This is a genomic window from Flavobacterium enshiense (genome assembly GCF_022836875.1).
Lineage (GTDB): Bacteria > Bacteroidota > Bacteroidia > Flavobacteriales > Flavobacteriaceae > Flavobacterium > Flavobacterium enshiense_A.
This window is the reverse complement of sequence record NZ_CP090376.1, coordinates 2,827,578-2,850,976: the sequence shown is the minus strand read 5'-3', so window position 1 is coordinate 2,850,976 and position 23,399 is coordinate 2,827,578. Positions and strand designations below refer to the sequence as shown.

The 23,399-nt window shown below is 31.1% G+C and carries 31 protein-coding genes; all 31 read right to left on the bottom strand.

From position 1 onward, the window contains the following. Positions 1-89: 89 nt before the first annotated feature. Positions 90-704 carry a hypothetical protein gene (locus tag LZF87_RS12970; RefSeq protein WP_244339599.1) on the bottom strand — a complete coding sequence of 205 codons (615 nt, stop codon included), beginning with the start codon at positions 702-704 and terminating at the stop codon, positions 90-92. A 170-nt stretch (positions 705-874) separates the two neighbouring features. Further along, on the bottom strand, positions 875-1,213 hold the full coding sequence (locus LZF87_RS12965) for a hypothetical protein (protein WP_244339598.1): 339 nt from the start codon (positions 1,211-1,213) through the stop codon (positions 875-877). Between the two features lie 240 nt (positions 1,214-1,453). After that, complete coding sequence (locus LZF87_RS12960; RefSeq protein ID WP_244339597.1) at positions 1,454-1,942, bottom strand: hypothetical protein; 489 nt, start codon at positions 1,940-1,942, stop codon at positions 1,454-1,456. 248 nt (positions 1,943-2,190) lie between these two features. After that, on the bottom strand, positions 2,191-2,952 hold the full coding sequence (locus LZF87_RS12955) for an SDR family NAD(P)-dependent oxidoreductase (RefSeq protein WP_244339596.1): 762 nt from the start codon (positions 2,950-2,952) through the stop codon (positions 2,191-2,193). A 223-nt stretch (positions 2,953-3,175) separates the two neighbouring features. After that, positions 3,176-3,676: a hypothetical protein gene (locus tag LZF87_RS12950; RefSeq protein ID WP_244339595.1), complete on the bottom strand. Its 501-nt coding sequence runs from the start codon at positions 3,674-3,676 to the stop codon at positions 3,176-3,178. A gap of 221 nt (positions 3,677-3,897) precedes the next feature. Continuing rightward, on the bottom strand, positions 3,898-4,467 hold the full coding sequence (locus LZF87_RS12945) for a hypothetical protein (protein WP_244339593.1): 570 nt from the start codon (positions 4,465-4,467) through the stop codon (positions 3,898-3,900). A 181-nt stretch (positions 4,468-4,648) separates the two neighbouring features. Next, positions 4,649-5,125, bottom strand: coding sequence for an HXXEE domain-containing protein (locus tag LZF87_RS12940; protein ID WP_244339591.1), 477 nt, complete (start codon positions 5,123-5,125; stop codon positions 4,649-4,651). 468 nt (positions 5,126-5,593) lie between these two features. After that, positions 5,594-6,178 (bottom strand): hypothetical protein, encoded by a 585-nt coding sequence (locus LZF87_RS12935; RefSeq protein ID WP_244339589.1) that lies wholly within the window; start codon positions 6,176-6,178, stop codon positions 5,594-5,596. Between the two features lie 515 nt (positions 6,179-6,693). After that, on the bottom strand, positions 6,694-7,209 hold the full coding sequence (locus LZF87_RS12930; protein ID WP_244339587.1) for a hypothetical protein: 516 nt from the start codon (positions 7,207-7,209) through the stop codon (positions 6,694-6,696). Between the two features lie 191 nt (positions 7,210-7,400). Beyond that, on the bottom strand, positions 7,401-7,889 hold the full coding sequence (locus LZF87_RS12925; protein ID WP_244339585.1) for a hypothetical protein: 489 nt from the start codon (positions 7,887-7,889) through the stop codon (positions 7,401-7,403). A 217-nt stretch (positions 7,890-8,106) separates the two neighbouring features. Beyond that, positions 8,107-8,466 carry a hypothetical protein gene (locus LZF87_RS12920; protein WP_244339583.1) on the bottom strand — a complete coding sequence of 120 codons (360 nt, stop codon included), beginning with the start codon at positions 8,464-8,466 and terminating at the stop codon, positions 8,107-8,109. A gap of 184 nt (positions 8,467-8,650) precedes the next feature. Beyond that, complete coding sequence (locus LZF87_RS12915; RefSeq protein ID WP_244339581.1) at positions 8,651-9,043, bottom strand: hypothetical protein; 393 nt, start codon at positions 9,041-9,043, stop codon at positions 8,651-8,653. Between the two features lie 739 nt (positions 9,044-9,782). After that, positions 9,783-10,232, bottom strand: coding sequence for a hypothetical protein (locus LZF87_RS12910; protein WP_244339580.1), 450 nt, complete (start codon positions 10,230-10,232; stop codon positions 9,783-9,785). An 81-nt stretch (positions 10,233-10,313) separates the two neighbouring features. Then, positions 10,314-11,159, bottom strand: a complete 846-nt coding sequence (locus tag LZF87_RS12905) for a M23 family metallopeptidase (protein ID WP_244339579.1) — start codon at positions 11,157-11,159, stop codon at positions 10,314-10,316. Between the two features lie 183 nt (positions 11,160-11,342). After that, a complete protein-coding gene (locus LZF87_RS12900; protein ID WP_244339578.1) occupies positions 11,343-11,765 on the bottom strand; it encodes a hypothetical protein in 423 nt (140 codons plus the stop codon). 226 nt (positions 11,766-11,991) lie between these two features. Further along, the gene (locus LZF87_RS12895; RefSeq protein ID WP_244339576.1) at positions 11,992-12,372 is read right to left on the bottom strand and encodes a hypothetical protein; all 381 of its coding nucleotides are present in this window, start codon (positions 12,370-12,372) and stop codon (positions 11,992-11,994) included. 217 nt (positions 12,373-12,589) lie between these two features. Next, positions 12,590-13,357, bottom strand: coding sequence for a tetratricopeptide repeat protein (locus LZF87_RS12890; RefSeq protein WP_244339574.1), 768 nt, complete (start codon positions 13,355-13,357; stop codon positions 12,590-12,592). Between the two features lie 6 nt (positions 13,358-13,363). Beyond that, a complete protein-coding gene (locus LZF87_RS12885; RefSeq protein ID WP_244339573.1) occupies positions 13,364-13,858 on the bottom strand; it encodes a hypothetical protein in 495 nt (164 codons plus the stop codon). 184 nt (positions 13,859-14,042) lie between these two features. Then, on the bottom strand, positions 14,043-14,429 hold the full coding sequence (locus LZF87_RS12880) for a hypothetical protein (protein WP_244339572.1): 387 nt from the start codon (positions 14,427-14,429) through the stop codon (positions 14,043-14,045). Positions 14,430-14,758: 329 nt separating this feature from the next. After that, a complete protein-coding gene (locus tag LZF87_RS12875; protein WP_244339570.1) occupies positions 14,759-15,313 on the bottom strand; it encodes a dihydrofolate reductase family protein in 555 nt (184 codons plus the stop codon). 247 nt (positions 15,314-15,560) lie between these two features. Further along, positions 15,561-15,968 carry a hypothetical protein gene (locus LZF87_RS12870; RefSeq protein ID WP_244339568.1) on the bottom strand — a complete coding sequence of 136 codons (408 nt, stop codon included), beginning with the start codon at positions 15,966-15,968 and terminating at the stop codon, positions 15,561-15,563. A 359-nt stretch (positions 15,969-16,327) separates the two neighbouring features. Then, positions 16,328-16,801: a hypothetical protein gene (locus tag LZF87_RS12865; protein WP_244339566.1), complete on the bottom strand. Its 474-nt coding sequence runs from the start codon at positions 16,799-16,801 to the stop codon at positions 16,328-16,330. 13 nt (positions 16,802-16,814) lie between these two features. After that, the gene (locus tag LZF87_RS12860) at positions 16,815-17,288 is read right to left on the bottom strand and encodes a hypothetical protein (RefSeq protein WP_244339564.1); all 474 of its coding nucleotides are present in this window, start codon (positions 17,286-17,288) and stop codon (positions 16,815-16,817) included. Between the two features lie 197 nt (positions 17,289-17,485). Next, positions 17,486-17,995 (bottom strand): hypothetical protein, encoded by a 510-nt coding sequence (locus LZF87_RS12855; RefSeq protein WP_244339453.1) that lies wholly within the window; start codon positions 17,993-17,995, stop codon positions 17,486-17,488. Between the two features lie 207 nt (positions 17,996-18,202). Then, positions 18,203-18,877, bottom strand: a complete 675-nt coding sequence (locus LZF87_RS12850; RefSeq protein WP_244339562.1) for a hypothetical protein — start codon at positions 18,875-18,877, stop codon at positions 18,203-18,205. A gap of 46 nt (positions 18,878-18,923) precedes the next feature. Beyond that, positions 18,924-19,742 (bottom strand): IS3 family transposase, encoded by an 819-nt coding sequence (locus LZF87_RS12845; protein ID WP_244343817.1) that lies wholly within the window; start codon positions 19,740-19,742, stop codon positions 18,924-18,926. 23 nt (positions 19,743-19,765) lie between these two features. After that, a complete protein-coding gene (locus LZF87_RS12840; RefSeq protein ID WP_244338796.1) occupies positions 19,766-20,149 on the bottom strand; it encodes a helix-turn-helix domain-containing protein in 384 nt (127 codons plus the stop codon). Between the two features lie 209 nt (positions 20,150-20,358). Continuing rightward, entirely contained in the window at positions 20,359-21,072 is a 714-nt protein-coding gene (locus LZF87_RS12835) for a hypothetical protein (RefSeq protein ID WP_244339560.1), read from the bottom strand. Positions 21,073-21,165: 93 nt separating this feature from the next. Further along, the gene (locus LZF87_RS12830; protein ID WP_244339558.1) at positions 21,166-21,804 is read right to left on the bottom strand and encodes a hypothetical protein; all 639 of its coding nucleotides are present in this window, start codon (positions 21,802-21,804) and stop codon (positions 21,166-21,168) included. A 266-nt stretch (positions 21,805-22,070) separates the two neighbouring features. Then, entirely contained in the window at positions 22,071-22,550 is a 480-nt protein-coding gene (locus tag LZF87_RS12825) for a hypothetical protein (RefSeq protein ID WP_244339555.1), read from the bottom strand. A gap of 199 nt (positions 22,551-22,749) precedes the next feature. Then, positions 22,750-23,358, bottom strand: coding sequence for a hypothetical protein (locus tag LZF87_RS12820; RefSeq protein ID WP_244339554.1), 609 nt, complete (start codon positions 23,356-23,358; stop codon positions 22,750-22,752). Positions 23,359-23,399: the final 41 nt, after the last annotated feature.

Below are 23,399 nucleotides of genomic sequence, written 5' to 3'. Positions count from 1 at the left end.
TTCCCAAAAGTATCAATTTAAGATTAAGTTTACAAACACAAAACCAACAATAAATTAAGCCTTAAAGCCCCACTTGCTGCAAACTGCTGTTAGCGGATGCCTTTATTCAAGCTGTAAATTTTTCTAATTGTGAAATAAACCATCAGTAAATATATAATAATTATCAGATAATATTTTTTTACAATATTTTGGATTATATCTAAATTAAAATTTGGTTTTTCACTTACGTAAGCCATATTTACGGTATTTCCACACACGAAAGTTTTTGTTTCTTTTTTGGGAAGTTTTGGATTGGTAAACCAAATATCATTTTTATATGGGACATAAAACTGTGCGTTCTCGTCTTGTAGAATTTCTACAACTTTTACATATGACCAATATTTTGACTTTTCGTCAAAATGAAATTGTATTCCATTTATTGAATCTTTAGTACTTATTAATCTTTGTATTTCTTTTTTAGAATTAATTAGTTTTATCTTGTCAGAATCATAATCTCCCGTTAAAGTGACTTTTGTAAATTTTTTAGAATTTAAGAAAGTAGTTATTTCATTATAGAAAATTTTGCCATCCCAAGTAGCTAAAGTTATTGAACCATATTGGGTAAATGCGTCTCTACTTTTTAAAAAAAGAATACACATAATTGGCAGTAAAATTATGCTAATCAATCCAGGCGAATAAAAAATTTTTCTGCTATGTTTTCGCATCGTTTTTCAAAGGTTTCCGCTAACGTCCCGCCGGCTTTAAGAAGTTGGGGATTTTTGTTCCCAAACCATTCCGATAGGAGTGAAGTCAAATATACAAAAAGACCGTTTCATTAAGCCCTAAAACCCCAATTTCTTAAAACCGCTGTTAGCCGTTCGGTTTTATTTCCTTTTTATTCTCCTTTTGAAATTTCTGTTACAATTAGTGTATTTGGGTTAAAATATATTTTCGGGTTGTCTGAAGCACCAAAAACCATATCATATTCAATCGCATACGATATTTTTCCGTTAGTATTTTTTGATATAATTATTTCTCCAGACTTATTATCCTGTGTCCAAGATTCATATTGAGAATCGCCAATAATTTTTCTAGCTTCTTCTAATGTCATCCCAACTTTTACTTTTTCTATGTTTTGCCAATATTTTCCAGTTATTCTTTCATTTTGAATATAGCCATAGGCTTCAAAAATTAAAAGTAAAACACCTAAAAAAGCTAAAATATTTTTAACCATTAAATTGATTTTTAGTTACATATGAAATTTATTCATCATGTTTAAGTTTCGTTTGGTCAAACTGACGGCTAACGTCCCGCCGGCTTTGTGTCAGGCGGGGATTTTTATTACTGACGTTTACAAATATACCGAAAAGTTTGAGAGAAAAAACCTCACTTCGGAGAAGAAAGTGCAAACATTGGCTCTTCCCGATACACACCCAAACCCCGCTTGCACAAAACCGCTGTTGTGTGTAGTTGTTTATCTTTTTTCAAGTAACCACCAAATTAATTTGTCTTGACCAGTTGCTAAATTTGATTTTATATCAGTCATTTTCATAATTGGATTATCTGTTCGGCCATAAAGGAAGTTGTTTCCATCTCTAGGTATGTTTAATTGATATTTGTATAAAGCAGCAACATATCTTTCCCTAGAATTTTTTATCTGGCAATCATATCTATTAAAATCGTCAAGCATACACAGTTTTAGGTCGTCTTCAGTTATGCTGTCAAAGTTTGTAACGACTTGAAAGGTGAATTTTATTTGATTAGTCACACTTGGTCTAAATTCTTGTGGATACATATTGATTGCAAGGAGTGTATTGAGAGCTATTATAGTTATCCAAATAAAGAAAAAATAAGCAAATTTCTTATTTTTTGAAATTCTCATTCCTAGAAGTATAATTAGAATTCCAATTATGTAAATTACAGGAACAAATATTATTGCTGCAAGTCCAGTCCAAGGGAACATATAGTTACAGATTCGTAGTATTACAATTAGTAAAATAAGTGTCAATAGTGCAGTTAAATTTGTCCTCGTGGATTTAAACATTTAGTTTGTTTTACAATTACACACAACGTCCCGCCGGCTTTAAGAAGTTGGGGATTTTTGTTCCCAAACCATTCCATTAAGACTGAAGCCAAATATACAAAAAGACCGTTCCATTAAACACTCAAACCCCAATTTCTTAAAACCGCTGTTATGTGCTGCCCAGTGTCTTAATGAATACTAAATCCGCCATCAACAACTAGGGTATGTCCAATTATCAAACTCGCAGCATCGCTACAAAGAAACAGAACGGCATTTGCAATTTCTTCGGATCGTCCTAATCTACCAATTGGAACTTCTTTCAGCAATGCATCTATGGCTTCTCCTTGACCATCGGCAATCAATTGATCTGCCATTGCTGTATGAATTAATCCAGGACAGATTGTATTTATTCGAATATTTTGCGGTGCATATTCTATTGCCGCACTTTTTGTTAATCCAATTACGCCATGTTTCGCAGCGTGATAAGTTCCTCTTTGCGCTCCTCCCAAAATTCCTCCAATGGAAGAACAATTTACAATAGCACCGCTTCCTTGTTTTCGCATATGTTGTAATTCATATTTCATGCAGCTCCAAACACCTCGAAGATTTATACTCATAACCCTGTCAAAATCTTCTCGTGTTTGGTCGGCCGCGCCCGCAAGCGCGTTTTGAACTCCAGCATTGTTATATGCGGCATCCAAACGACCAAATGTCGCAATTGTTTTTTCAATCATTGCCTCAACTTGTTTATCATCTGAAACATCACAAGTGATTGCTAGCACAGAATGTCCTTCGGATTCCAATTTTTGCGCTGCAATTTTCACAGCATTTTCGTCCCAATCGGATAAAACTACCGATGCTCCAGCTTCCGCAAAAGCTTTTGCAGTTGCAAATCCTAATCCTGAAGCCGCGCCTGTTACAAGAGCGACTTTGTCCTTCATTACTTTCATATAAATTTTTTATGGTTAAGTTCTTGATTATTAGAGTTTTCTATGGGTTGCACATAACGTCCCGCCGGCTTTAAGAAGTGGCGGATTTTTATTACTGACGTTTACAAATATACCGAAAAGTTTGAAAGAAAAAGCCTCACTTCGGAGAAGAAAAATATTCACTGACCATCACCGATAAATCCCTAAAGCCGCCATTTCTTAAAACCGCTGTTAGCAGAAGGCTTTATTTTGTCAACTTTATATTTCCTTTAAAATATTTTGATTCAGAATATATTTTTAATCCTAGAATTTTCCATTCTAAAATCCCTGAAACCTCATACAAATATTTGTTTTCTTTTTTCGAATTTTCAACGCTAACTGCTTCCACTTTCCAATTTGTTCCGCTGACAAATCCATTTCTATTTGTATGTGCAGAAAGAATTTTTTTTTCTTTTTCATTTTCACCGAACTTTACGGTAAGTTCAATTTCAGTTGCTAAATTATCTTCAAGTTTGACACTTTTTAAATAAGTATTTCCATGAAATTTATTATTGCTAAAATGAAAAGATTTCGTTTTAGAACTTTCATCTTTTGGAACAGCTACAAATGATAGCAAACCAAAAACAAAAATTAAAGCAGCAAAAACTCCAAGTTTTTCACGAATGATTTTTGTTGATTTAAAGCAGACGATTACAAAATAAATCAAGATTGCAATATTTAATATTCCCCAAATAATTTCAACCATAATCTTTCGTATTTAGTTTCTTATTTCGTTCAGTTTTTCCAAGCTTTCTGCTAACGTCCCGCCGGCTTTGTGAAGGCGGGGGTTTTTATTACTGATATTTACAAATATACCGAAAAGTTTGAAAGAGAAAAGTTGAAAAATAGGAGAGAAGTGCAAACACTGGCTCTTACCGATACAGACCTAAACCCCGCTTTCACAAAACCGCTGTTAGCCGTTCGGTTTTAAATCTTGATAATTACTTTTTTAAAATCTCCGTTTTCATCTTCTTCCCATTGATTTTCGCCGACTAAAAAATACTTGCCATTTTTTTTAATTATCCTGTTTTCAAAATCTTCATCATCAGAAACAAATGCTTTAGTAACTGCTAATTCATTCCAATTTTTACCATCAAATGACATGACAGAAATATAATTCCACCAGCCTTCATGAGTTCTAGAAAATATGATTATTTCATTTGCTTTGTCATTGTTTAAGTCTTCAGTTTTTGAAATAGAAACACCAAGACTTTGGTCAAAACTTATTTTAGGAATACTATTTTTGAATTCAATATTTATATAACAATTTTTGCCACCACATTCAATCTCACCAGTTTCTATATTTCTTTTTAGATTGACATAAGCAGTATCATTTACTTTGTCATTATTCACATCACCTATAAAAAACTTTCTGCTTTCTAAATCAATTTTAAACTGTGATGCTTTTTCAGTTTTTAGTTTTTTGGGATCACTATTTTTAGTTTTAGTTTCACAACCAAAAAAGATTAAAAGTGAAAGTAAAAATTGAATTTTCATGACAAGAATATTTGATTTTCGTTTTGTTGAGTAAACTGACGGCTAACGTCCCGCCGGCTTTAAGAAGTTGGGGATTTTTGTTCCCGAACCATTCCATTAGGACTGAAGTCAAATATACAAAAAGCTCGTTCCATTAAACACTCAAACCCCAATTTCTTAAAACCGCTGTTATGGGCAGTTTTTAGTCTTTCTGTAGCTTAATTTTTTTGTCTGCCCAAAGAAAAAATGCTAAAAGGATTACTGCATTCAATATTTGAGAAAGAGCAATAATGCTGTCAGCAATATTTATTTTTAAAGCTAGAAACATTGGACCAGTCAAAATAATGTGATACATAAGTCCGCCTAAAACGAGATACAATATGGCTCGTCTTTTATGTTTACCAGTACCAAGACATTTACTTAAAAGCCATGCTAATATTGGTATAAAAAGTAAAATGGTCGTTACAAGTCCCGCGTTATAACTACCGGTTGATAGTGTAGGCATTAAATGGAAAAATGTGTTAACTAAAATAATAGAGTAGACCGCTAGACCTGTAAATGGATGTTTTCTACTAAGTAATGCGCAAGTAGGAGACATAATCCAAAATGCAGTAATATTCACTGCCAAAAAGTAACTACTGGCTGGACCAGATGCTTTAGGGGCTATTTGTCCAAGCATGGTGTAAATTTGGTTTGGAAATGAGTTTTGATTTCCTAATAAATCTACGCATATTCTTCTACGTTATGCATTAAATAAATGGTCATCCCTAACCAAGAAAGCCAAGTAAAGTCTTTCCACCTAGAAATATTTAGATTATTACGGAGTTTATTCGTTGTAAAGAGAAGAATTAAAATGATTAAGCCGATGCCTAATCCAAACCATTCAAAGTTCAGAGCGAACCAATTCCAATTTTCTGTCCCCATAATTTTTATGTTTAAGTTTGATGTCATTTATATTGTCGTCCTCAAAATTGCCCATAACGTCCCGCCGGCTTTAAGAAGTGGCGGAATTTTATTACTGTTGCTTACAAATATACCGAAAAGTTTGAAAGAAAAAGCCTCACTTCGGAGAAGAAAAATATTCACTGACCACTACTGATAAATCCCTGAACCCGCCATTTCTTAAAACCGCTGTTATGTGAAGTAACTATTTTTCTAAAACTTCTCTGAATCTTTCCTCAAGTTTTTCTTTTAGCGGTAGGATTTGAATTGGAACTTCTTTGTAGCTGGTCATTGCTTTTATTCTTTCTTCTTTCTTCATTTCAATTTTATCATAAAAAATATATTTTGTGTATCCTAAAGTCGCTTCATGAGAATCCTTTATGAAGTTCTCAATTTGTTTTTCTAAATCTACATCATAATAAATCTTTTTTTGTGAAAAATAATCAAAGAGATTTTTATAAGCTTCAGCGTATTGTTCGTAATCTCTTTTATTTGGATCTGATGTTTCTTCAGGATTATAAATTTTTAAAGGATGAAGGAAGTTATTGAGGCTTGTATAATAGGAATTTACCAAGCTGTAAGTGTTTTCTAATACTTCTAATCTTTTTTCATGAAGTTTTGTAAACTTAAATGTTTCTTTACTTTTTAAAACTTCAATTTCCTTTTCAAATTTTGAAATCTCTTTGTTGAAATGATGGTTTACACTTGCTTTTATCCTTTCGTTAAGCCAAAGGTTTATAAATGGAGAAACTACAGAAATTATGATTGCTATTATTGGTAAATATTCCATTAAGTTTTTAATTTAAGATAGTTTTGGTGTTATTTCACATAACGTCCCGCCGGCTTTAAGAAGTTGGGGATTTTTGTTCCCAAACCATTCCATTAGGACTGAAGCCAAATATACAAAAAGACCGTTCCATTAAACACTAAACCCCCAATTTCTTAAAACCGCTGTTAGGTGTAGTTTTTTAATTTCATTCCAACAATGATTCTAATTATAAATATTTCAATCACACCAATTAACCACCAAATTGGAAATTTAAAAAATATATAGATCAGGTTAAAATCGTCAACTGTGATGAACTTTTTATAAGCATTTGAAACTTCCTTATTCACTGAAATTATTGGAATAACTACAAAAAGAATTATAAATAGTAGAAGCTTTAATTTCCAATCAATTTTCGTAATCAAATTTGTTTTGTGTAAAAATATATTAACAAGTATTAAAATGAAAACAAGGAGAAAATCGAAGTATGTGAATAAAAGAAAAGGACTTGCTGGTTCATCGATTATAGACATTATTTTTTAATTTTTATTTATATAAAATTCATCTCTTGAAGGGATTTCTTTTAATAATTCTAAAAGTTCATTTTCTTTTCCTAAAATGAAAATTGCTTCTTCGATTAGTTCAAAAATTGTATAATAACTTTCTATTTCGAAGTTTGATAAAAAATCTTTGTAATCAGAATCTAAATGAGCATAGAATTTATCCCTAGCGTTTGTTAATGATTTTATTTCCGTTTCAAATTCGTTTAATTTTAGTAAATGTTCTTTTGCTTTTGTTTGTGGATTTTGATTAAGAAGCATAAAAATATTATCAACAGTATTTTTACTGTTTTTTAATATTTTATAAAGTTCAATATGAACATCTTTCAATGCTAAATATCTTAAATAATATAGTAATTCATTCTCATCAACATATTTCCGTATTTCTGGCTTTGAATTTTTGAGGTCTATATTATTGAGATAGCACCAAGCTTCCCAACTTTTTCTGGAATTATAATAATTTTTGAGTAGTCTTTCTGACGCTTCGTTTTTCATAAAATTACACCTAACGTCCCGCCGGCTTTAAGAAGTGGCGGAATTTTTATTACTGATGTTTACAAATATACCGAAAGTTAGAAAGAAAAATCCTCACTTCGGAGAAGAAAAATATTCACTGACCATTACCGATAAATCCCTAAAGCCGCCATTTCTTAAAACCGCTGTTAGCCGTAGTATTTTGTTTTATTTTATTTTATTCTTCGGTATGTTTTCTCCGGATTACCACAAACTATAATACTTTCAGTCCCATTTTCAAGCAATTCTCCAGTATTTATAAAATGTAAAACATCGTTAGATTTTAAAGTAACTTTCCAAATATTGTTATCAGCGAAGATTAAATTTAAATAATCTTTTCCCCAAGTATTACCTTTAGTTGTAATTATTTCTTTTTTAATTAATTCCAATTTTTCTGAGTCATTCTTTTGAGAGTAAAATTGAAGCTCTTTTTCTGAAATAATTAAAACTTCATTATGACTTAATTCAGAAGTTTCATGTAATTCTTTAAAGGTATCCCTAATTTTTACAATCCAAGTTCCTTGAATGTTTTTCAAAAAATCTTTTTTTAATTCCAAAATATAATCATCTGCACTTTTTCCATTTTGAGTGGTTTGTGAAAATGAATTACAAAAACTTAAAAGAGAAAAAACTAAGAATATATGGAATTGACCTAATTTCATTTGTTGCTTTAAGTTACTGATTACGTTCAGTTTTTCTAATATTACGGCTAACGTCCCGCCGGCTTTAAGAAGTGGCGGAATTTTGTTACTGATGTTTACAAATATACCGAAAAGTTTAAAAGAAAAAGCCCCACTTCGGAGAAGGAAAATATTCACTGACCTTTACCGATAAATCCCCAAACCCGCCATTTCTTAAAACCGCTGTTAGCAGCAGTGATTATTTGAATACTATAAAAACTGGTATTATTAATCCAAAAACCCAAAATAGGGAATTAAAAATGCCATCTTTCATTAGTTTTATATCATTACTCCAAAATGAATCTTTAGGATTTTTACCATTTAAAGCGACGTATATTTTGCTCATAAAGAAGAAGATTAGCAATGTTAAAAATGGAATTTGCAACATTTCGATATTTCTAATTTGAACTCCAGCATTTTTTACAAGTAATGAAATCAATCCAATGAAAATACTTATTACAAATAGGAATATAAATGATTTCTTTTCAAAAAGAATTTCTCTTTTAAAAAGGAATATTAAATGAATACTTATAGCTATTATTGTAAAAATTAAAGTCATCGATTCGTCTCGTTTTTGCTCATTGCTGCTAACGTCCCGCCGGCTTTAAGAAGTGGCGGATTTTTATTACTGATGTTTGCAAATATACCGAAAAGATTGAAAGAAAAAGCCTCACTTCGGAGAAGAAAATATTCACTGACCATTACCGATAAATCCCCAAACCCGCCATTTCTTAAAACCGCTGTTAACTGCTGGCATTATTGTCTGATTTATTATTAATTTCTAAACTTCCATAATAGTCCAAGATATTTGCTATGATTTTGTCAAAATCCATTTCACCGTAATGCAATTTAGAAAGTTCAATCATTTCGCATATCGAACTTCCTGATTCATGTCTCCAGGAATTTTGAGTATCCATTTTAAGCTTTTTTGCTTTAATTTTTTCTATCGACAAAGGTTCGCCAAAATGTTCTTTTAACTCATTGATAAATTCATCAATGCGCACTTGGTTGTACGTTGGCCAATCATTCATTGCAGTCAAAAACAATTCCGCAATATCCTTTAATTTATGATTGGAATTATCAGATTCAATTAAATCTTCAAGTTCAAAATATGTTTCTATATGATTAGTATTCATTATAGTTTTTAAATAATATTATCCGACAGATTTCTAGCGCAAAGTTTGGCCATGCTTGCAGTTAACGTCCCGGGGCTTTGTGAAGTTGGGGATTAGTTCTCCCAAAAATATAAATTTAAGATTATGTTTACAAACACAAAACCAACAATATTTTTTGCCTAAAAGCCCCAATTTCACAAAACCCTTGTTAGCGGTTGTTGTACCGGCATAAAGAATATAACATATTGTGACCACAAACTTTTCACGTTAAGTTTCGTAACGTTTTTCGATTCTTATTTTCCATAAAGTTTGGCAATAAATTACACGGTTAGTTATTCATTTTATTGAATCCCAGTTTGTTTAATTTATTTATGTTTTTCTCAAAGTTTTTCCACAAGAATTTCCTCAAAGTTAATTTCAGAAAACTATGAAGAAGGTTAGGGGAGAAGGCATTATATTTTGGAATGTATCGTTTATTTAAATTTCAAATTTCACGTAAAGTTTTGCGCAATCTTTAAAACCTAAAAATCATTCTATCCTCTTTAAGACGAATGTGTTTTGAAAACAGAGGGACAATTACCGCTAACGTCCCGCCGGCTTTATGAATTGGCGGACTTTTTATTACTGATGCTTACAAATATACCGAAAAGTTTTAAAGAAAATCGCGATGAAATAGGAGAGAAGTGCACGCACCAAGCCATTACAAAAAATCACCAAGCCCCGCCATTTTATAAAACCGCTGTTAGCAGCATACCACGATTTACATTGAGAAAATGTTCATTATAAAACGTATAAGCGAAAAAGAAAAAACAATTAGCGAGGTAAATAAAAATGTTTTTACGAAGCGTTTTCCATAAGGTTGTTTTCGGTTAATGAAAATAGCAATTATTGAAGATAGTATTGCACAAACTAAAGGTATAGAAACGGTGGTACCTATTACAGCTGTTATTAATAATTCGCTACTATTGGCTTCGCTATATGTACCGTCCAGATTGTATGCTCCGGTTTTTTTTGCAAGAGTTATTACGCAAATTGCATTTAATACAAGTAAGGTGATGAAAGCAAGAAATAGATTTTTGTTAGTTAGGGTATTTAATTTTTGCGTTTTTTCCATTTTAAAAGTTATAATAATTAAGTTTTGTTTGGCGGTTGCTGCTAACGTCCCGCCGGCTTTAAGAAGTTGGGGATATTTGTTCCCAAACCATTCCATTAGGACTGAAGCCAAATATACGAAAAGACCGTCCTATTAAACACTAAAGCCTCAATTTCTTAAAACCGCTGTTGTAGCCAGTTATTTTTTTACTTTGTCTCCATTTTTTAATTCTATTCCTTTTTGTCCGTTAACAAAAGTAATAGGAATAGATTTTAGTCCATCTTCAGTATTTACAGGTATTAAACAGCTAAAATGTAAATGCTCTCTTGTGCTTTGTCCAGTATTTCCAGAAAGCCCAATTTTTTGTCCACGTTCAATTTTGTCTCCAACTTTAACTAAACTTCCATTTTTTACTAAATGAGCATATTGGCAAAAGATTCCAGAATTTGGTTCATAAATAGTGATGAAATTTGAAAAAGATTTCCATTCTTGCCCTTTTCCAGAATATTTGTAATCATTCACAACTCCGACAACATAACCATTTGTTGCAGAACAAATTGTGTCGTTCGTTTTTAAATTGAAGTCAATAGCATATTTAGACCAATTTGTGTTATGTGTAAAATTTGTATTATTACCTTGAAGCACAACATATTCTTTGTTGTCCTTAAAAGGAAAATCAAGTTCAATTTCGGTTATTTTTTTTGAAAGGCTTCCTAAACGAGAACTAAAACTTAGTTGGTTATTAAATTTAAGTATGTTTGTCAATGTTATTATAGTATCAGTTTTACTTTCCAACACGATTGGATTTATTTGATTCAATTTATTTTGTATTTCAGAATCGGAATTTATGAACCATATTCTTAAAGGGCTATATAGAGGATTTTTTATTTCAATTTTTAACGAATCGTTTTTATATGAATAAGATTTTTCATATTCATATTGATAATATTTCTTATTTGGAAGTTTTGTTGTTTTACATCCAAAAAGAATAAATATAAATGTAAAAATTATGTTCTTAATTATTTTAAGGATTCTGTTTGGCATAATTGGCTACAACGTCCCGCCGGCTTTGTGGCAAGTGGGGATTTTTATTACTGTTGATTACAAATGTACCGAAAAGTTTGAAAGAAAAAAGTTGAAAAATAGGAGAGAAGTGCAAACACTGACCATTACCGATAAATCCCTAAAACCCCACTTGCACAAAACCGCTGTTGTGTGTAGTGCTTTTTAATTTCTAACTATTGTTTTTTGTTTTTCTAGATCAATCCATTTTTGAATTAGTTGGTATTGTTTTGGTTCTTCTTTTGGATAGTTTTCTCCATTTTTATTCCAAATTTCCACACAATCAATAATTCCATTTGACAAATGAATAGAAACATCTGCTAAAATATTTAGCGATTCGTTTATTAATTCTAAACCATCAATCCTTTCAATTGGATTCCCATCAACATCTTTAGTCAAACAATTTGCTGTTGATATTTTGTGATTTGTAATATTTGGTTCTGCTTCAAAATTGATGAAAACTCCAACTCCTGTATGTTCTTGATTCCCTTCTTTTAGAAATGGAATTTGACAATGCAAGTTTTTTTCGTTTTCTAACCCGTCAAGTATTAAATCAAGTATATCAAGTATAAGTTGAGATTTTATCATTTGTTAATTAAGTATCGATTTCACATCGTTGAGCCAGCATTACACACAACGTCCCGCCGGCTTTATGCTGTGGCGGATTTTTTATTACTGATGTTTACAAATATACCGAAAAGTGGAAAGAAAAAACTTCTTTTTAAAGAAGAAATGCAAGCACTGACCAATCCAAAAAAAACCAAACCCCGCCATAGCATAAAACCGCTGTTATAGGAAGGCTTTATTTAATCGCTCACTTTTTCGAGTTTACATATTTTATCAATAAAGGTTTATATTTTTTGTATTGTAAAAAAATAGTATCTTCTTGAAATTTCAAAACTTTAAAATCTAATTCAAACATATTTAAAACACTATCTTTTTCAGAATACTTCCACTTAGTAGTTCTTATAGGTGTTTCTCCATCTACAAATGTATAGTACAATGTGACATTTCCATTTTTATTAAAAATATTATATGGAGGTGGAGGTAACGGCATTTCTGGATCATTTTTTTTCTGATTAAAATCAAGGATCCATTTTTTAGAATCATCAGACAGGATATACTCTAATTCACTTTCGTTTTTACAAGAAAAAAAGATAGTTGTAAGTAGAAGAATATATATGTATTTAACCATGATTGTCAATATTGATGTAGTTTTGCCAAGCTTTCCTATAACGTCCCGCCGGCTTTGTGGCAGGTGGGGATTTTTATTACTGACGTTTACAAATATACCGAAAAGTTAGAAAGAAAAAAGTTGAAAGGAAGCAAAGACTTTTGGTTCCAGATCGTCCCATTAAACACCCAAAACCCCGCTTGCACAAAACCGCTGTTATGGGCTGGGCTCTATTTCATTATTCTATTCCTCCGTTATCCTTAAATTTTTGATTGTATTCTATTTTCTTATCCGATTGTCCCAATTCTTCATAAAGTCTTGAAAGTTCCAAAAAAATATATTCTGAGGAAGGCCCAAACTCTTCACTTTTTTTAAATATTTCAATAGCTTCTTCAATTCGTCCTTCATCACGTAGAATATAGGCAAGATCTTCAGCAATAACATTTTTATTAATTGCTTTATCTAGGCCATTTCTTAAGATTTCGATTCCTATTTGTGGATTTTCTTTTGCATAAAATAATTCATAATCTCCAAAACACTCGGAAGCAATAGAAGGAATTATAGTCTTCTCTTGGTCATAAATATTTATTGCTTTTGTTTGCCCGATTATATTTTTCTTAATTACTGTTTCTGCAATTCTTTCAGGTGTAGATATTCCGAGATAGCAATTAGTAATATTTTTTTCAGAAACCTCTACAGCCTTTACAAAATATGTGTTTTCTTCTTCTGGTATAAGTTCAAAATCAGTTGGTTCTATAATCCAATTCAATTCATTTTCATCATCTTGGTTAGTAACAATGAATACTTTTGTTTGTTTATCAGAAAAGATATTTTTCAGTTTCATCCGTTTCGTTTTTTTGCCTTGCCCATAACGTCCCGCCGGCTTTGAGAAGGTGGGGACTTTTGTTTCGTTAGTTTGTTTTATCACTAAGTCAAATATACAAAAAGATCGTCCCATTATACACCCAAACCCCACTTGCTCAAAACCGCTGTTAGCAGCTGGCATTTCTCGCTAGTCGTAAACATTCTCGTTAACATCTCCATAGCGAATTTCACAAATTCTATCTGTCTCGTTGTCTATATGGATAAATAATTTTGCTTTGTTATAAACCAAAACTCTTGATTCAACAACATAGCCTGTAGCCCACATAATTCCTTCAGTTAGTTCTTTATCCGCTTTTCCTAAATTATGTTCAACTTCCTCTTTTGTTAATGAAGTAATTTTCTCAATGGATTTGTCTCTTAACTTAAAATATTTAATTATTTCGTTTGATATTTCAAGAGATATTCCATCAACAAGATGGACAAAGCCATCCACATTTTTAAGTTTATTAAATTTGTTTTCTAAACTCAATCTGTCTGTTTCCGGCGAAATATAAATTTCTTTAATCTTTTTGAAATCTATTTTTTCGTATTTATCATATATTTTTAAATTATCAACTTTAAAAGTGTTGGAGTCAAAATCCTTATCAAATAAATTTTCAATTAAATCTCTATGGTCGTTCATTTTGCGGATTTTTTTTGATGCTTGCTGCTAACGTCCCGCCGGCTTTGTGGAGTTGGGGATTTTTGTTCCTAAACCATTCCATTAGAACTGAAGTCAAATATATAAAATTGCCTTTAAATTTTGCCTAAAACCCCAATTTCACAAAACCGCTGTTAGTAGCCGTTTTTTTAAGACTAAAATGTGATTAATCTTTAAAAATATAAATTGTTTTAGATATGATTAAAAACAACTGAAAACCTGTTATTATTAATGTTAAGACTTTAAGATATGTAAAAGCTGGAAAAAAACTATCAGCCTTTAAACTTTTCGCAACATCAACTTTTTTATTGATGATTTTTTTTATAGTGTACAATATTAATATCGTCCAGCTAAAATTTAATAGAATAAAAAAACCAAAGCCATTTGGCAGGCCATCTATATTTAAATAATTGTATGATTTGGTAAGCATTATAACAAGAATGAAAAATGCTATTACAAATAGAAGCATTTTTTTTACTTCATTTTGGGTTTTTAAAACAAAAAAAATGGAATAATTTAAGGCTAAAATTAATGGTACAAGGCAAATGTGCATAAAAGATTATATAATTATTAAGGGTTAAATTTTAAATTTTTTAATATTTATCGAATTTCTAAAATTATTTTTCCAAACTAACATACAAGTTTCGTTTTCTCAAAATGGCTACTAACGTCCCGGGGCTTTATGCAGGTGGGGACTTTTATTACTGATGTTTACAAATATACCGAAAAGATTGAAAGATAAAATCTCACTTCGGAGAAGAAAGTGCAAACACTGACCTTTCCCGATAAATCCCTAAAACCCCACTTGCATAAAACCCTTGTTAGCGGCATGTGCTATTCTTCTTTCGGAGTTCGTCAGCTCAAAGCTTAACGAGTCCTCGGTCATAGTTCAGGTTTATATTGATTAGCAACTACACCACATTCAAACGACTTGCTGTTTATGAGTTTTAGTTTTGTTGTGTCCGTAAAAATTTTTAGTCCATTTCCAATTGCTGTCCGGTGAATGAAAAAATTATACTCGTCAATTAAATTGTGTTTGACAAGTGATGAAACAAAACTTGCTCCACCATATACAAGAATGTCTTTGCCTTTTTCTCTTTTCAGTTGGTTTACAATAGTAACCAGGTCGCCATTTTCAACTCTTACGTTTTTCCCTGGTATGGTTGTAATGGTTTTGCTAAAAACAATTTTAGAGATGTCAACCAGTTTACGAGCGAACACCGCATTAGGATTATCATATTGACTTTCCCAATGACTGATAAATACGTCTGTCATTTTTCTGCCCAATAGAAGTGTGTCAGCCGAGTCAACTATGTCTTTCTGATACAACTTTATAAACTCACTGTCCTGATTTCGTTCAAGCCAGTCCTGCTCACCATTTACACCACCGACAAAACCGTCAATGGTCATATTCATCTGTAGTTTTAATTTTCTCATGTCTTGATTTGATTATATGTCAAAGTTCGTTTTATGCAGCCAGTTTTCAAGTTAGCACTGTCGTCAAAGCATTGCCGCTAACGTCCCGCCGGCTTTATGCTGTGGCGGATTTTTTATTACTGATGTTTACAAATATACCGAAAAGTGGAAAGAAAAAACTTCTTTTTAAAGAAGAAATGCAAACACCGACCAATCCAAAAAATCCCAAGCCCCGCCATAGCATAAAACCGCTGTTGTGTGTAGTTGTTTATCTTTTTTCAAGTAACCACCAAATTAATTTGTCTTGACCAGTTGCTAAATTTGATTTTATATCAGTCATTTCCAAAATGGGATTATCTGTTCGGCCATAAAGGAAGTTGTTTCCATCTCTAGGTATGTTTAATTGATATTTGTATAAGGCAGCAATATATCTTTCCCTAGAATTTTTTATCTGGCAATCATTTCTATTAAAATCGTCAAGCATACACAGTTTTAGGTCGTCTTCAGTTATGCTGTCAAAGTTTGTCACGACTTGAAAGGTGAATTTTATTTGATTAGTCACACTTGGTCTAAATTCTTGTGGATACATATTGATCGCAAGGAGTGTATTGAGAGCTATTATAGTTATCCAAATAAAGAAAAAATAAGCAAATTTCTTATTTTCTGAAATTCTCATTCCTTGAAGTATAATTAGAATTCCAATTATGTAAATTACAGGAACAAATATTATTGCTGCAAGTCCAGTCCAGGGGAACATATAATCACAGATTCGTAGTACTACAATTAGTAAAATAAGTGTCAATAGTGCTGTTAAATTTGTCCTCGTGGATTTAAACATTTAGTTTGTTTTACAATTACACACAACGTCCCGCCGGCTTTCTGTCAGTGGCGGTTTTTTATTACTGACGTTTACAAATATACCGAAAAGTAGTAAAGAAAAATCTTCTTTTTAAAGAAGAAATGCAAACACTAGCCATCCCAAATAATTCCCTAAACCCGCCATTGCAGAAAACCGCTGTTAGCCGTAGTTTTTTATTACCTCAGATAATCGGTAGGAGGTAACTTTTTGTATTCATTGTTCTCCTTGATAATTTTTGTAATAAATTCAGATAAAAGAATTAGTTGTTTTTCTTTCGAATTTTCAATTTTGTATATGCAATCAGTAAATGTTCTAGAAGCTTTAGTTATATTATTTGCAGTTATTTCGATTTCAATATTTGTGAAGTTATTATTGAATCCTTTTTTTAGAGTATCGCATTCAAATTCAATTGGGAATTTTAAAAATTCAATTTTTTTATAATACTCATAAATTGCTTTTTTTTGATTGTTTGTGAATTCAATCTTAACGCTTTTATCTTTTGATTTTATAAATTTTCGAGTTAATATTTCTGATTTTGAATCATATGTTTGCTTGCCAAATTCTATTCTAAAAGCGAAGTCATCAGGTAATTCATTTTTGGTATTACAGCCGAGAAGACAAATAGTAAATAAACAAAATATGATTTTCATTTTTAATTAATGTTTAAAGTTTTATAATATCTGAACTTGGAATATTTCTATAAACGGGGTTTTCATCTAACATTTTTTGTAGTTTATCTGAAAATTCGTAAAGTTCTTTTTCTTTTTTCACTTCGATTTTCTCAGTACAATGACTATTCGTTCTTGAACCTTTGATTATTCCATTAGCTTTTATTTTTATTTCAAGTGATGAACTTGGAATTGTTCGTTCTGATTTTAGTGTATCACATTGAAATTCTGATGGAAAGCTTAAAAAATTAATTTTATTGTAAAATTTATATAATTCTAGTTTTTGTTGTTCTGTTAGCTTGATTTTTACATGATAATCTTTTTTCATATAATTAGACCTAACTAAAGTTTCAGTTTCTGAGTTGTAAATTTCACCATCAAAATCAACCGTTATTGCAAAATCTTTCGGCACTTTTGTTTGACAACTCATTAAAGAAATCAATGTTAGTATAATGATTAAATACTTCATTTTGAAATTGTTTTGTAAAATTACGGCTAACGTCCCGCCGGCTTTAAGAAGTGGCGGATTTTTGTTACTGATGTTTACAAATATACCTAAAAGTTTGAAAGAAAAAAGCTGAAAAATAGGAGAGAAGTGCAAACACTGGCCATTACCGATAAATCCCCAAACCCGCCATTTCTTAAAACCGCTGTTAGCAGCCGTTCTTACTTGATTAGTGTAGTTTTTTCAATGATTTTCCAGCCCAATCTTCCTTTACGAACTTTTAACTCAATAGCTGAATAGTCATTAATATTATCAATATTTTGAAATATAACACCTTTTATAATGCCATCCACTTCAATATCTGCTTTTGGATTATTTCCTTTAGTTGTAAAGCCTTTTTTTAAAATTGGAGTTTTTAGAATTTCAAAATCCTTTGTAGGATAAATATATAAGTTGATGGTCAATAATATACATGTCAATAAACTTCCAAAAGAAACTGTTGTATATGCTAGTCTAAGAAATTTGCTTAGTTTTATTTTGACAAATTTGTCAAAAATGAAATACAAAACTATTCCAGTAGTTATGTATAATAAAAAAATATCCTGTAACCTAATTACAGTTTTGGAAAACATCAGAACTACAAGAACATTTAAGACTAGACCCACAAAAAAAGGAATATTGAAAATTAGTATTTCCTTTGTTTTTTTTAATTCGACAGTTTTCTGTTTCATTTAGGTGATGTTTTCGTTCGGTCAGAATGGCTGCTAACGTCCCGCCGGCTTTGTGTCAGGTGGGGATTTTTATTACTGTTGTTTACAAATATACCGAAAAGACTGAAAGAAAAAAGTTGAAAAAGAGGAGAGAAGTGCAAACACTGACCATTACCGATAAATCCCTAAAACCCCGCTTGCACAAAACCGCTGTTAACGGCTGCTTTTTTAGTAAATATGACCTTTTGCTTTTAGCCATTCAATTTTCAATCCTGTTTGTTCTTTTATTTTTTTAAGATTGGCTTCTGTCTCGTAGCCTAAAATAAAATCCTGCCCCAATCCATAAAATGTAAATTTCCCAGAAGTTTTATATTTAGCAGTTAAGTCTTGGACTTTATCAAATAATGCTCCATCAGCCCAATCATTATCAACCTTTAAATCCCATTTGTATTTATCTCCATTAATTTCAAATGAAACCCAAGCTTTTTCATTATCAATATCAACGTAATCTTTGATATTTTCAAATTTCAATTCACCATTAGTTATTCGACTAATATTTTTCATTATATCAACATAAGCTCCATTGTCTTCAATTGCCTCTAAGTCAAAATGCCAGCATCTGTCGGTTATTGGTGTCCAAGGTTCTTTCTCGATTTCCATCCCAAGAGTTGTATACATTAAAACCCAAGGATCTTTTTCAAACTCGGATTTATTCCCATAGAATGATATAAGGTTTTCTTTAGCTATTCCTTTATTTAGTTTGAAACCGAGAGTTTCAAAAGTTGTAAGTTGTTGCTCAAAAGTAACTTTTTGAACTTTTTTGACATTGTTTTTTAAAAATCTATAGCTTTTGAAACCATATAAAGAGACTAAAACTGTCAAAAAAATAATTAGTGTTTTCATCGTTCTGTTTTTGTCTTGTCCTGAAATAGGTTGACCATTTTGGTTATTAATTCAGGTTGTAAAATTTGTATTTATGCATTTGATTTTTGTGTGCAAACTCAGGTGTTTTCATATCTAAGCTGTAGTGCCTTCTTTCATTATTGTATGTGTTTACCGCCTGTTTAATCATTTTCTGAGCCAAGACTAAATTAGGTAATGTTTTTAATAAACCAAACTCATATTTCAAAATTCCGTTAATCCTCTCCGCTACTGCGTTTTCATAAGGGTCGTATTGCTGGGTTGTACTGAGTAACATGCCGTTGTTTTGCGCGAATTCGGAGAACTCGGGACAGCAATACTGTATTCCCCTGTCGCTGTGATGAATGATGTTTTGATGTTTATGCATTCTGTTTTTTAAAGCCATTTGAAGAGCATCTTTCACTAATGTAGCTTTCATATTCGTATCGAGTTTGAACCCCATTATTTTCTTGGAATAGATGTCTGTTACCAAAGCCAAATAAGCGTGTTTTTCTTGTGTTTTAAGGTAGGTTATATCGCTGACCCAGATCTGTTCCGCGTGAGTAGGAGTGATGTTCTTAATTCGGTTTGGCGATTTATAGAAAAAATGTTTGGAATCGGTTGTGATATGGAATTGCTTAGTTTTCTTAACCAATAACTGATGTGTTTTCAAGAACCTAAAAAAGTTATCTCTTCCCATTTTTATATCCCTCTTTTCCAAATCATCTTTAATGTCCAGGTACAGTTTTCTTCCACCGTACCGGGTTTGTTTTTTCCTGATAGGCGCAATGAGTTCTTTAATTACAATAACTTGTTCTTCTCGCTGTTTATCAGCTTTGATTCGTTTATAATAAGCTTGTTTGGATATTCCGAAACATTGATAAAGCCATTTTACTTTAAAAGGTTTCTTTTCTTTTTCTCTATCTCTTTTACTAATGTTTCGGGCAACGACTTTTTTGCGATATCCAGTCCTGTGGTTACTTCAAAATCAGCAATGATGTCTTGTTGGAAGTCTTTAATAAATTCCAGTTCTTCTATACGTTCTCTTAGTTTTTTAATCTCGTCGTTCTTGCTCATTGCTTTGGATTTGGATGTAAAGTTAGATAATTTCTTTCTCCAATAGTCAATGGAACTTCGAGAAATGCCATACTTTTTGGCAGCATAGTTTACAGAGATTTGTCCATTATTAATTTCGTCAATGATGGAAAGTTTGAGATCAAAACTGATTTTCTGATACTCATTTTTTCGGCAGGGTTGTTTTCTTGTTGTTTCCATAGGATACTAAAAGTGTTTAATTTTTAGTCAACCTATTTTAGGACGACGCATTTTTCAAAGTTGCCGTTAACGTCCCGCCAGCTTGCTGCAGGTGGGGGATTGTTTTCCCAAAAGTATCAATTTAAGATTAAGTTTACAAACACAAAGCCAACATTAAATTTAGCCCTAAAGCCCCACTTGCTGCAAACTGCTGTTAGCTGTAGCTTTTGTTATTTAAATGTATGTTCCGCTTCTTTTATATCCCCATCTTCCATATCAGCATACTTATATTTGATTGTTTTTTTAGAGACTTTTAAAATTAAATTTTTAGAATCGAATTGATTTTCAGGTATTATACTCATGGTTTCATGTATAGGGAAATTGAAAATTTGAACGAACTTATTTTTATCCAATGTCATTATACGATAAGTATTTAGACTTGAAAAATCTGCCCAATCGATGGCGTAACCAAATTCATCTTTTCCATCTTCATTTATGTCTCCTAAATTTGAAAACAGATAAACTCCTTTCTGTTGGTAATGTTGTGAAGCAATTAACGTATCAATTAACTTATCACTTGAATATAAAATTGAAATTGGTTTGTTTTTTACTGTTAATTCTAAATCTTTATCCCAATCTAAACTGTCATGTATTTTATTAATCTCCTTTTTTGTTTCGCTATTTTGATATGATTCAAAAATTGTATCTTCAATTTTATCACCATTAAAATCTCCGACAATAGAATACCGTTTATCCAGTTTTGAAATAATTGGATTTTCATTTTTCTCTATCAACAAGTTTTCATTTGCTTTCTCATTGCAGGAAGCAAATAAGATTAATAAAATTGTGGATATTGATGTTTTTACGGTCATTTTTGGTAAAGTTACAGCTAACGTCCCGCCGGCTTTGTGGAGGTGGGGATTTTTGTTCCCAAACCATTCCATTAGGACTGAAGTCAAATATATAAAATTACCTTTAAATTTTGCCTTAAAACCCCACTTTCACAAAACCGCTGTTAGCGGCTGTACTTGTATAAATTATTGTTTCAAAATTGTTAAACACCAACGAACTGAATAATATAAGTAGCGAAAAGGAAAAATTAAAAGGAAAACAGTTAAAGTTGCCCATAGACTAAGTTTAGTTTTTTCATAGGGTGATAAAATACTATTTTTAATTTCTGCAGCTTTTGATTTAAGTAGATTATCAAATTTATTTTTTTTTACAATTTTTTCAATATCAGAAATTTCAGCTTTATTTAGATTATTTGTTTTGATAAATATCTCTACACTTTCTACATTTGTTAGACCTGCAAGTTTAAAACTTTTTTTGATGTCAGGGTAATGTTCGTATTTATATCGCAAACTATCTTTTTGGATTAAATCATTTAATCTTTTCCATAGTTTTTCCGGGTCGTTATATTTTGAATTTTCTAAATCGAATTCCGCATTTATTTTATTATATAACCATGCGTGTTTTTGATATTTTTTATCATAGGAATGATTAAGGTTGTTATTAGATGTTTCGTTTAAATTAATTTCATTTTGTAATTTATTGAACTTACTTTCTTTAATTGAATTGTAAGTAAAAAATGAAATGAATGTAATTATAAATACACCTAAACAAATCAGTAAGAGTAAAAATTCACGAGCAATTATTTTCTTTGTTTTTAATTCCATTTATCTCTTTTTTTTTTAGTATAGCCGCTAACGTCCCGCCGGCTTTGAGAAGGTGGGGACTTTTGTTTCTTTAGTTTGTTTTATCACTAAGCCAAATATACAAAAAGATCGTCCCATTAAACACTAAAACCCCACTTGCTCAAAACCGCTGTTAGCCGTCGTACATTTTTAATGCTCCAATAGTCAATACAATAATAATAAAGATGCCCAAAGCCCAAAGCAATTGTATTCAATATGCTGGTATATGGGATAAAGTTTAATAAATTTTATTCTTTTTTGTTTAGGGTTTGTCTAAGTGCTTTAATAAATTCAAAATAATTATTTGTTTCAAGAGTATTAAAAGTCAAAATGTTTGAAGAAGTCTTAAATTCTATTGTTGTCTCTTTTCCTTGATGAATTGTCATTCTACTTTCTTGAATTAATGGTTCAATTTTATAATTCTTTTCTTTGAATGTTTTGATATCTTGAAGGTTGTAGTATTTTGTTTTGAATAAGAATGGGTAAATGATTTTTATTTCATTTTTTGTCAAAACAATTTGCTTGAATTTAAAAAGTCCAATAAAGCCCCCGATGATGAAAAGTAAAAAAAATCCCGCCATAAAAAAATATGTCGAATTATAATTATGCGCAGTAGTTTGAATTGTCATTAAAGTGATTAATGCAGAAAATAAGAAAATTGCCAGAATGCAAATAAAAACTGAACGCTTGTCAGTTTGAGTAATAAATATTATATCCAACTCTTTCATCTTCAAGTTTTTCATGCATGACGGCTAACGTCCCGCCGGCTTTCTGTCAGTGGCGGTTTTTTATTACTGACGTTTACAAATATACCGAAAAGTAGTAAAGAAAAAACTTCTATTTAAAGAAGAAATGCAAACACTAACCAACCCAAATAAATCCCTAAACCCGCCATTGCAGAAAACCGCTGTTAACTGCTGCCAAAATTTATTTTTTGGTTATTTTTTTAATATCTTTTTTCAAAATAAGTTGAGAAAATAATACAGGAATATTCAACTTATAATTTTCTTTTATCATCGTAAGATACACGCTTTTATTATCAAGCAAGAAAATTCGACTTATTTTATATTCTGGATTAATATTGAAAGAGCTTTCTGTGTTGTATATTATTATATTTTTTGAGTTTCTGTATTTCTCATAACCCATTTTCTCACAGTATTCATTTATCAGTTTTCTGTTTTCTTCCGCGTCATATTTACTAATGATTTCGCATAATTTTTTTTCGGTTGCTTTTCTGTAAACAACATAAGCGCAAAATAAACTAAGAATGAAGATTAAATAATATTCAAATCCAGTTTTAGAATAATCTCTATGAGGATCGAAATATATTAGAAATGGTAAAACAAAACCCCAACTAAAAAAAATATAGATTACAAATCGGTCTAATTTATCAAACCAATTTTCAACATAAACTAATTTCTTTAGTTCTATGCTTTTTTCTACATCTAATTTTTTTAGGTTTCTCATGGAATTGGTTGCAGTTAACGTCCCGCCGGCTTTGTGGAGTTGGGGATTTTTGCTCCCAAACCATTCCATTAGGACTGAAGTCAAATATATAAAATTACCTTTAAATTTTG

Excerpts from the sequence above, each read along its gene's own strand:
- LZF87_RS12855 (WP_244339453.1), bottom strand. The coding sequence starts at position 17,995 with ATGAAACAGAAAACTGTCGAATTAAAAAAAACAAAGGAAATACTAATT.
- LZF87_RS12930 (WP_244339587.1), bottom strand. The coding sequence starts at position 7,209 with ATGAAAAACGAAGCGTCAGAAAGACTACTCAAAAATTATTATAATTCC.
- LZF87_RS12960 (WP_244339597.1), bottom strand. The coding sequence starts at position 1,942 with ATGTTCCCTTGGACTGGACTTGCAGCAATAATATTTGTTCCTGTAATT.
- LZF87_RS12825 (WP_244339555.1), bottom strand. The coding sequence starts at position 22,550 with ATGAAAGAGTTGGATATAATATTTATTACTCAAACTGACAAGCGTTCA.
- LZF87_RS12860 (WP_244339564.1), bottom strand. The coding sequence starts at position 17,288 with ATGAAGTATTTAATCATTATACTAACATTGATTTCTTTAATGAGTTGT.
- LZF87_RS12940 (WP_244339591.1), bottom strand. The coding sequence starts at position 5,125 with ATGCTTGGACAAATAGCCCCTAAAGCATCTGGTCCAGCCAGTAGTTAC.
- LZF87_RS12925 (WP_244339585.1), bottom strand. The coding sequence starts at position 7,889 with ATGAAATTAGGTCAATTCCATATATTCTTAGTTTTTTCTCTTTTAAGT.
- LZF87_RS12950 (WP_244339595.1), bottom strand. The coding sequence starts at position 3,676 with ATGGTTGAAATTATTTGGGGAATATTAAATATTGCAATCTTGATTTAT.
- LZF87_RS12890 (WP_244339574.1), bottom strand. The coding sequence starts at position 13,357 with ATGCCAGCTGCTAACAGCGGTTTTGAGCAAGTGGGGTTTGGGTGTATA.
- LZF87_RS12850 (WP_244339562.1), bottom strand. The coding sequence starts at position 18,877 with ATGAAAACACTAATTATTTTTTTGACAGTTTTAGTCTCTTTATATGGT.
- LZF87_RS12910 (WP_244339580.1), bottom strand. The coding sequence starts at position 10,232 with ATGGAATGGTTTGGGAACAAATATCCCCAACTTCTTAAAGCCGGCGGG.
- LZF87_RS12955 (WP_244339596.1), bottom strand. The coding sequence starts at position 2,952 with ATGAAAGTAATGAAGGACAAAGTCGCTCTTGTAACAGGCGCGGCTTCA.
- LZF87_RS12915 (WP_244339581.1), bottom strand. The coding sequence starts at position 9,043 with ATGAATACTAATCATATAGAAACATATTTTGAACTTGAAGATTTAATT.
- LZF87_RS12870 (WP_244339568.1), bottom strand. The coding sequence starts at position 15,968 with ATGAGAATTTCAGAAAATAAGAAATTTGCTTATTTTTTCTTTATTTGG.
- LZF87_RS12875 (WP_244339570.1), bottom strand. The coding sequence starts at position 15,313 with ATGAGAAAATTAAAACTACAGATGAATATGACCATTGACGGTTTTGTC.
- LZF87_RS12820 (WP_244339554.1), bottom strand. The coding sequence starts at position 23,358 with ATGGAATGGTTTGGGAGCAAAAATCCCCAACTCCACAAAGCCGGCGGG.
- LZF87_RS12935 (WP_244339589.1), bottom strand. The coding sequence starts at position 6,178 with ATGGAATATTTACCAATAATAGCAATCATAATTTCTGTAGTTTCTCCA.
- LZF87_RS12970 (WP_244339599.1), bottom strand. The coding sequence starts at position 704 with ATGCGAAAACATAGCAGAAAAATTTTTTATTCGCCTGGATTGATTAGC.
- LZF87_RS12835 (WP_244339560.1), bottom strand. The coding sequence starts at position 21,072 with ATGGAATGGTTTGGGAACAAAAATCCCCACCTCCACAAAGCCGGCGGG.
- LZF87_RS12830 (WP_244339558.1), bottom strand. The coding sequence starts at position 21,804 with ATGGAATTAAAAACAAAGAAAATAATTGCTCGTGAATTTTTACTCTTA.
- LZF87_RS12895 (WP_244339576.1), bottom strand. The coding sequence starts at position 12,372 with ATGGTTAAATACATATATATTCTTCTACTTACAACTATCTTTTTTTCT.
- LZF87_RS12840 (WP_244338796.1), bottom strand. The coding sequence starts at position 20,149 with ATGGAAACAACAAGAAAACAACCCTGCCGAAAAAATGAGTATCAGAAA.
- LZF87_RS12945 (WP_244339593.1), bottom strand. The coding sequence starts at position 4,467 with ATGAAAATTCAATTTTTACTTTCACTTTTAATCTTTTTTGGTTGTGAA.
- LZF87_RS12900 (WP_244339578.1), bottom strand. The coding sequence starts at position 11,765 with ATGATAAAATCTCAACTTATACTTGATATACTTGATTTAATACTTGAC.
- LZF87_RS12920 (WP_244339583.1), bottom strand. The coding sequence starts at position 8,466 with ATGACTTTAATTTTTACAATAATAGCTATAAGTATTCATTTAATATTC.
- LZF87_RS12905 (WP_244339579.1), bottom strand. The coding sequence starts at position 11,159 with ATGCCAAACAGAATCCTTAAAATAATTAAGAACATAATTTTTACATTT.
- LZF87_RS12880 (WP_244339572.1), bottom strand. The coding sequence starts at position 14,429 with ATGCACATTTGCCTTGTACCATTAATTTTAGCCTTAAATTATTCCATT.
- LZF87_RS12865 (WP_244339566.1), bottom strand. The coding sequence starts at position 16,801 with ATGAAAATCATATTTTGTTTATTTACTATTTGTCTTCTCGGCTGTAAT.
- LZF87_RS12885 (WP_244339573.1), bottom strand. The coding sequence starts at position 13,858 with ATGAACGACCATAGAGATTTAATTGAAAATTTATTTGATAAGGATTTT.
- LZF87_RS12965 (WP_244339598.1), bottom strand. The coding sequence starts at position 1,213 with ATGGTTAAAAATATTTTAGCTTTTTTAGGTGTTTTACTTTTAATTTTT.